Raw genomic sequence first — 7,636 nt, 5'->3', positions numbered from 1 at the left:
ACTTGGTAGGTAACTCACTGACCACTACGCGATGACCCACCCCAAAGCCCTCAAGACACACCGGGCACAGTCCATCCCGTCCGGCTCCAGCCCCGAAACCCCACCAACCCAGGGGACTTACCCATCTTCACCAGCGCGTTCTGGAAGATCCTCGGACTGCTGGCCTACACCGCGGTCTTCGCCTACGTCGCGCCGTGGCACCTGCCGATGGACAAGTGGTACTCGTGGGTGATCGCCTTCGTCGGCGTCGACTTCCTCTACTACTGGACGCACCGCATCTCACATCGCGTGCGACTGGTCTGGGCTACGCACCAGGCCCACCACTCGAGCCAGTACTTCAACTTCGCGACCGCGCTCCGGCAGAAGTGGAACATCAGCGCCGCGATCGTGATGTGGCTGCCGCTCCCCCTGCTGGGCGTGCCGCCGGCACTGGTGTTCTTCGCGTACTCGCTGAATCTGATCTATCAGTTCTGGATCCACACCGAGCACATCGGGAAGATGTGGGCGCCGTTCGAATTCGTCTTCAACACGCCGTCGCACCACCGGGTGCACCACGGCAGCGACTCGGAGTACCTCGACCGCAACTACGGCGGCGTCTTCATCATCTTCGACCGGATCTTCGGTTCGTTTGCCCCCGAACGTCACCGCCCGCGCTACGGCCTCACGAAACCCGTCCACAGCTACAACATCTGGACTCTGGAGACCCACGAATACGTCGCGATCGCGCGCGACGTGAAGGCCGCGACCAGCTGGCGTGCCCGCCTCGGCTACATCTTCGGTCCGCCCGGATGGACCCCGGACACCACCGCACGGTCGGCGACGCCGTCCGATGAGGGAGCCATCCCCTCGGACAGCGAGGCTTCCGGGAACAGGTCATCTAAGGCCGCCGAGCCGAGCACGGCAGCGCAGGACACCGCGCAGATGCCGGCGGACTCGGCCACCGGCTAGGAAGCGACCGGGAGGAGGGCGAGCGGGAGCCCGCTCAGCCCTCCATCGTGACCTTGGAGATCTCGGCCTGGTAACCGCCGGTGGTCGGCGACTCCGGCAGCGTGGTGATCCACACCATCACGTACCGGCTCGCCTCGGGTTGCGCGATCTCGATGGTCTTGGCGTTCTCGTCGACGCGAGCGGCCGCCACCGGCGTCGTCCTGGGGAAGGCCGGCGTCGCGGTCGGCGAGGTCCGGATCTCCACATCGAAGCCCGGCGTGGGGCTCTCGATGGTCACCGACCTCACCGCGCGCTCGGAGCCCAGGTCGAACATCAGGCCGATGCCCTGCTTGAGTCCGCCGAAGTCGGGCCGGCCGCGATAGTTGTCGGTCTGCCACGCCGGCGCCGCGCCGCTGATCACGTTCGCCACGTTGGCGGAGTTGTCCGGCGGCTGCGCGGAGAAGTCGAGGACGGTCACCGCCTGCAACGGGATCTCCTGGGTCGCTCCCGTCGTGGGTGCCTTCGCACCCGGCGCGGGCTGTTCGTTCCCGGCCGGCTCGGAGGTCGGGATGATCGAGTCGATGTCGCTCGACCCGTCACTGCCGCCAAAGACATTGGTCGCGCCGACGATCAGCGCGATCACGACGAAGACCGCGAGCAGGCCGGCGCCGATGAGCAGCGCGGTGTTGCGCCGCTTGGGCGATCCCTCGCTCACCCCGATCCGCGGCGTCACCGTGACCGGTGGTGCACCCTCGGTGTCGGTGATCGCGGGCAGCATGTCGGTGTTCAGGTCGACGACGGTCGCCTGGTCCAGGACGTGCTGCACCGTCGCGGCCGTCCGGATTCCCCGGGTTCCGTCCAATGCGCGCGCCGCGACCGCGGAGATCTCGAACGGGATCCCCGGGTCCGCCGCACGCGGTTCCAACGGCTGGCCGTCGGGGCCCGGGTCGGCCACCGGGATTCCGCCGACGGGATCGGTGACGTCGCGGGTGGTGATCAGCCGCGAGCCGGTCTCCGGATCCAGCGTCCACCGGTTGAGCAGCAGCGCGTACAGCACTGCGCCCAGACCGCGGACGTCGGACGCCTTGTCGTCACCGGCGAGCGTGCCGGGGAAGGCCAGCACGGCGTTGCCGTCGTGGCTGATGCGGATGCGGTCGGGGTGATCGATCGACAGCGCCCCGCCGGACCGGTGCGCGATCTCGGCGGCCGCGGCCAGTGAGCGCACGGCCCGCGCGGCGCCGATCGGCGACGGCTTGGACTTCGCCACCTCGGCGAGCGACGAACCGGGTACCCACTCGGCGACCACGATGCCGCCCGACGAGCCGCGCACCACATCGAGGACGCGCGCGATGCCGTCATGGGCGATCTGGCCCAACCGCAGGGTGCGCGTCAGGACCGCCTGCGGACCCTGGTCGGTCGGCTTGACCTCCTGGCCCGGCTCCGGCGGCGGAGCGAGCTGCTCGGCGTCGACGAAGGTCAGCGCGACCTCGCGGTCCAGGTTGATGTCGAGGGCCCGCCAGAACTGCAGGCCGCGGGAGCCGCCGTGCCGCTCCAGCAGTCGGTAGCGGCCGCCGGCGACGACGGCGCCGGGAACCAGGCGCGGACCGCGGGGTCGGACGCGGCGCGGCGGCACGGGCGGCACAGGGGGTGCCGACGCGGCGTCCGGCGCCGGGGCCCGGGTGTCGGCCTTCTCGATGTTCGGGGTCTGCTTGTCGGGAGTCTGGACGTCGGTGGGTGAATGACCGGTCGGCTCGCCGGGTCCGGAATCGACGGGCGACCCGACGGGTGATGTCGTGTCGATCTCGCTGTCACTCACGCGACGGACTCCTTTCCTCCGGTATCTGATGTCGCGCGGAACCGGGGCGCGCGGTGGAATGGGACGAATGTCCCGGCCTGCGCCGATGGCACCGCCGGTGTGTACCGAGTACGACTGCCACGTCGCAGTTCCCCTGTCGAAGCGGCGAAGCACCTGTACCTGACCAGAGTACGGGAGCGATTCGTCCGCGGAGACCCGCGGAAATGCAACTGTGATCGCCGGGGACTGTTCACGTTCCGGCTCGGGCGGCGGCGCGAGCGACGGGATGAACCGTCCGACGACCCGCCGCACCGAGTTGCCGATCGCCACCACGTCGGGCACCCCGGCGGCGGCGAGCCCGGCGTAGGTCACGGCGAGCACCACGCAGGCCGTCAGCACGAGGTAGATCAGCGAGCCGAGCTTGCCCGCCCAGCCGATCATGTTGTCGAGCCCGGTGGTCTTCGCGACGATCCAGACCGTCGCCGAGACACCGATCGACACCGCGAACGTCACCAGCGTCGTGCGGACGACGTTCGACATGCGCGCACCCCGGAGCCGGCTGCGCAGCAGGAAGTGGCCGACGATGGCGCCCACGAGATACCCGAGCCCGTTCGACAGGGCGAGCCAGCGGACCACGTTCGACGGGTCGTCGAACAGGACCGGACCCATGTACGACGACGCGACCTTGACCACGGTGATGCCGAGGGCGATGAAGGTCGGCGTCCACGCGTCCTCCCGGGCGTAGAAGACGCGTAGCTGGACGAGCGTCATCGAGTACGGGATCAGCGTGAACGCGCCCCATGCGAGCACCGAACCGAGCTGGTTGGCGTCGGCGGCCTCGAACCGGCCGAAGTTGAACACCGCGATCGCGATCGCGGGTCCGAAGAAGGTCATGAACGACACCACCGGCACCAGCGCGACCATCGTGAGGCGCGTGGCCAGCGACAGGTCGTCGACCACGGCCTTGGTGTCGTCGGCGGCCGCATTCCGCGACAGCCGGGGCATGATCGCGGTCAGGATCGTCACGCCGAGCACGCCGTACGGCAGCTGCAGCAACTGCCAGTGGGTGAAGTAGATGCTCACGCCGGAGGCCTCGGCGGACGCCGCGATGCGGTAAGTGGCCACCAGACCGACCTGCAGCAGAGCCACGTACGCCACGATCGCGACGGCCATGTTGCCGAACTGCCGCAGCCGGGCGTCGATGCCCCATTCCAGGCGCAGACGCACCCCGGCCTTGCGCAGGAACGGCACCAGGACCATCGCCTGCAGGACGACGCCGAGGGTGCAGCCGACGCCCAGGACCAACAGCTGCGGATCGCTCATTCGCACCGGGTTGAGTGTGATCTCGCCGGGCACCAGCGCGTACAGGACGAGCGTCGCGATCTGCACGACGTTGTTCAGCACCGGCGCCCAGGCACCGGGTTTGAACAGTCCGCGCAGGTTGAGGATCGCGATGAACAGCGCCGAGAGCCCGTAGAAGAGGATCTCCGGCAACAGCAGGTAGGCGAGGTGTGTGGACAGGTCCCGGTTGACCTGTCCGTCACCGAGATTCAGGTAGGTCAGCGCCGGGGCGAGGATGACCGCGAGCACTGTCGCCGAGCCGAGCACGACGACGGTGATTGTGAAGATCCGGTTGATGAACCCCTGCCCGCCGTCGGGGTCCTCGGCCTCCGCGCGTGCGAGGAGCGGGATGACGATGGCCGTCAGCACCGCGCCCAGCACGACCTCGGCGATCATGTTCGGCAGCACGTCGGCGGCCTGGAACGCCGAGGCGATCCCCGAGCCCAGCATCGCCAGGATCAGGACCGTCCGCAGGAAGCCGGTGATGCGGCTGAAGAGCGTCGCGATCGCGATCGACCCGCTGGTGCGCAGGATGCTCGAGTCGGAGTCGCGGGCCAGGCCCGTCGACGAGGTCTCCTCGTCGGTCACCGTGCGCGACGAGCCGGTGTCGACGGCGTCGGTCTCTCCGCTGTGCCGCTGGCGGTACCGGGTCTCGTCGATGCGTCCCGGGCGTGCGGGGGCTGGTTGGACACGCACACCCGCGGCGGGTCCCCGGCGAGGGCCGGGACGTTGTCCGGGCGGCGGGGGAGGCGGAACGGGACCACGGGCGCGCCGAACCCCGGGCGGGGGCACGGCACCGGGCTCGATCCGGCGCGGGGCGGCACGTTCCGGACGCTGGGGCGGCACCGCTCCGGGTGGCCCCGGCCGCGGTGCTCGCGGCTCATCGTTCCAGTTCACGTGCTGCTTCCGCCGTTCTCGGGTCGTAGGGGGTCATGGGTCGTGGGGGTCGGTGTTCGACTCGTCCCCGGGTGGGTGACCCTCGCCTTGCAGGGTACGGCGTCGCTCCTGGTACCCGCTTCCCGCCAGCATCCGTTCCAGCTCGTCGGGCTCGGGCCGATCGGCGTCGGCGGGGTCGGGCTGGCCGCGGAACCGGTGCCACAACCGGCGCGCGGTCAACAGCACGAGCGCCACGCCCGCCGCGATGGTGATGTAGAACAACGGCTTGCCGTAGGCGTTGGTGTGCACCTGCAGGGTGATGGGATCGCCGAGCGACACGCCGGTGACGGTGTCGAGGCGGATCTCGACGGTGATCGCCTCGGAGGTCTCTCCGCGCGTGGGCAACTGGATCTGACGGGTGCCGCGCGCCGGGATCTCGATCACACCCAGGTCGCCGATCTCGACGCCCTCGGGGGCGGTGATGCCGAGCCGCGCCCGCACGGGCAGGGCGAGGTCGTTGCGGACCGCGAGCAACACCGGGCTGCGCTCGGAGGCCAGGGTGTACCGGCCCCCGGGATCGAGGATGTTCACCGACCGGGTGAGGCGGTGCAGCGTCGACTCGACCGCCTTGATGCGTTCCTCCTGTTGGCGTCGCAGGTGGGTGTACACCCCCGCGCCCTCCGCATCGGGCGAACGGATCGCGCGCAACTGGTCCTCGCGCAGCGGCGACATGTAGCGCGCCGGGGTCGCGGCCACGTCCGCCGAACGCACGAGCGCGCCCTCGAACTGCCAGCTGTCCTCCACGTTGCGCCGGATCGCGTCGGTCGCCTCGGCGGTCAGCACCGATCCGACGCGTCCCACCGGCCCCACCCCGGGTGGATCCGTGAGGCGGGCCTGCTCGCGGGCCGTGGCCAATTCGCCGACGACCGCGGTCAGCGGCGTCGGCGTCGCGGCTCCCGACTCCAACAGCAGCCTCGCGGTCGAGAACAGCGCCTCGGCATCGGCGACGGTCGGCGACCAGTAGGTCGGCGGCATCAGGAACGCCGATCGTCCGACCACCGGGCTGCGCGGGAGATCCCCGTCCTGGTCCGGGCGGTCGGCTCGCGGGGCGGCGATCGCGGGATAGGCCAGGGCGGCCACCGCGGTCTGGCGCCGGCTGCCCATCGACTCGTCGGTGAGGTCGATCCGCTGCGACGGCGGCGTCAGCGCGGGGGTCCGCGGCGCGGTGCCGATCGCGGCGAACGACGCGGTGATCGGCGCCTCGTAGGTCTGGGCGGTCAGGTCGCCGACGCGGTACCGGCCCGAGGAGTCCCGACGCCCCGTCGGCGCGATCGAGTTCGACGCCACGGCCGTCGCCCCGAGCTGGGTCTCCTTCAGCACGTCCGCGCCGGTGCGGTCGATCGCGCCGAGCGCGGGGATCGACAGGCCCCGAACGCTCTTCACGCCGAGGATCGCATCGACGATGTCGGCGGGCCGGCGCAGCGCGGCCTCGTTCAGGCTCGAGTTGCCGATGCGGGCCAGCGAGGTCAGGTCGGCCTGCGCGAACGGCAGCGCGACCACGCACATGCGTCCCGCGGTCCAGCGCAGGTCGTCGAGCCAGCGGGCGGCGGACTCGGCGCCGGTGCCGGGACGCGTCGGCGACGTCGGGTCGGCCGGGTTCTCCGAGATCTCATAGCCCAGCGACATCGCGCGGACGGTCACCAGCAGGTCGGGGTCGATCGCCAGGCACATGCTCTCGGCGAGTTTCTCCGAACCGGGCAGCGCGGCCCCGGGCTCCGGCGCGATGGGACTCTCCGACGCCGGGGCCGCCGACGACGCACTGCCGGCCTCGCGGGGCGGCTCGCCGACGACCTTGTGCAGCGCGGTGAGCAGTTCGTTCAGCCGACCACCGGATTTCAGCGACCGGGCGAGGTCGTCGTTGATCAGACGCACCGGTTCGGTGTTGCCGCCGAGCACGCCCGGGGCCAGTTGCGGCGGCGCCGCGAGCGGCCACAGCAGCGTCATCCGGGCAGGGCTGGACAGGTTCGCCGAGATCGACCCGTCCGGACCGAGCCCGGGCACCGCAGCGGTGGATCCGGCGTCGCCGGCGGTGGGATCGACGTAGTCGCGGGCGCGCACCTCGTCGGGTGGCAGCGAGAGCACCGGCAGCAGCATGCGCGATCCGGCGACCTGCGCGACGTCGCCGTAGTCGGGTTTGCCGTTGACGTTCACCTGCACCGGATAGACGCCGGTCCGGGAGATCCCGAGCCCGGGCACCGCCGCGCCCGGGCCGTCGGACAGCGGCATCGACATCTGGAACCCGATGCTCTCCCCCGGCTTCAGGGTGTCGGTGAGCTCCTCGAACGGACCGGCCACCGCGACCGCCGGATCGTCGTCGGCGAGCTGGGTGCGCAGCCCGGATGCCGAATCGATCGGATCACCGCGTTCCAGGCGGATGGTGAGATTGCTGATCGACCGGTCGCCGATGTTCTCCACCCGGCCGCTGACCGAGACCACCGGGCGGCTCGTCGTGGTGACGATCGACGGCGTCATCGAGTCGATGACGATTCGGGCGAACCGGGACGGGGCCTGGGTGTCGGGGACGGCCGTCGCGGACGAGCTGGTCTCGGGCACCGCCGAGGCCGGTCCGGTCGCCGCGGGCAGCAGCAGGAGGACGAGCACGCCCAGCACGGCCGAAAGGGCGGTGGCGACCTTCAC

At 70.8% G+C, this 7,636-nt stretch carries 2 protein-coding genes and 1 pseudogene; 1 reads left to right on the top strand and 2 read right to left on the bottom strand.

Annotated features, from left to right (window positions below):
- Nucleotides 1-120: 120 nt before the first annotated feature.
- A pseudogene (locus ABFT43_RS17000) lies at nt 121-948 on the top strand (sterol desaturase family protein); the annotation flags it as partial.
- Nucleotides 949-982: 34 nt separating this feature from the next.
- On the opposite strand, the gene ABFT43_RS16995 reads toward ABFT43_RS17000, so the two are convergent.
- Nucleotides 983-4,651: a murein biosynthesis integral membrane protein MurJ gene (locus ABFT43_RS16995; protein ID WP_347961506.1), complete on the bottom strand. Its 3,669-nt coding sequence runs from the start codon at nt 4,649-4,651 to the stop codon at nt 983-985.
- Between the two features lie 342 nt (nt 4,652-4,993).
- Nucleotides 4,994-7,636, bottom strand: coding sequence for a DUF6049 family protein (locus tag ABFT43_RS16990; protein WP_457590171.1), 2,643 nt, complete (start codon nt 7,634-7,636; stop codon nt 4,994-4,996).

It is taken from the genome of Gordonia aurantiaca (assembly GCF_039939235.1).
Taxonomy (GTDB): domain Bacteria; phylum Actinomycetota; class Actinomycetes; order Mycobacteriales; family Mycobacteriaceae; genus Gordonia.
The sequence above is the reverse complement of the archived record's forward strand: the minus strand, read 5'-3'. Positions and strand labels throughout refer to the sequence as shown.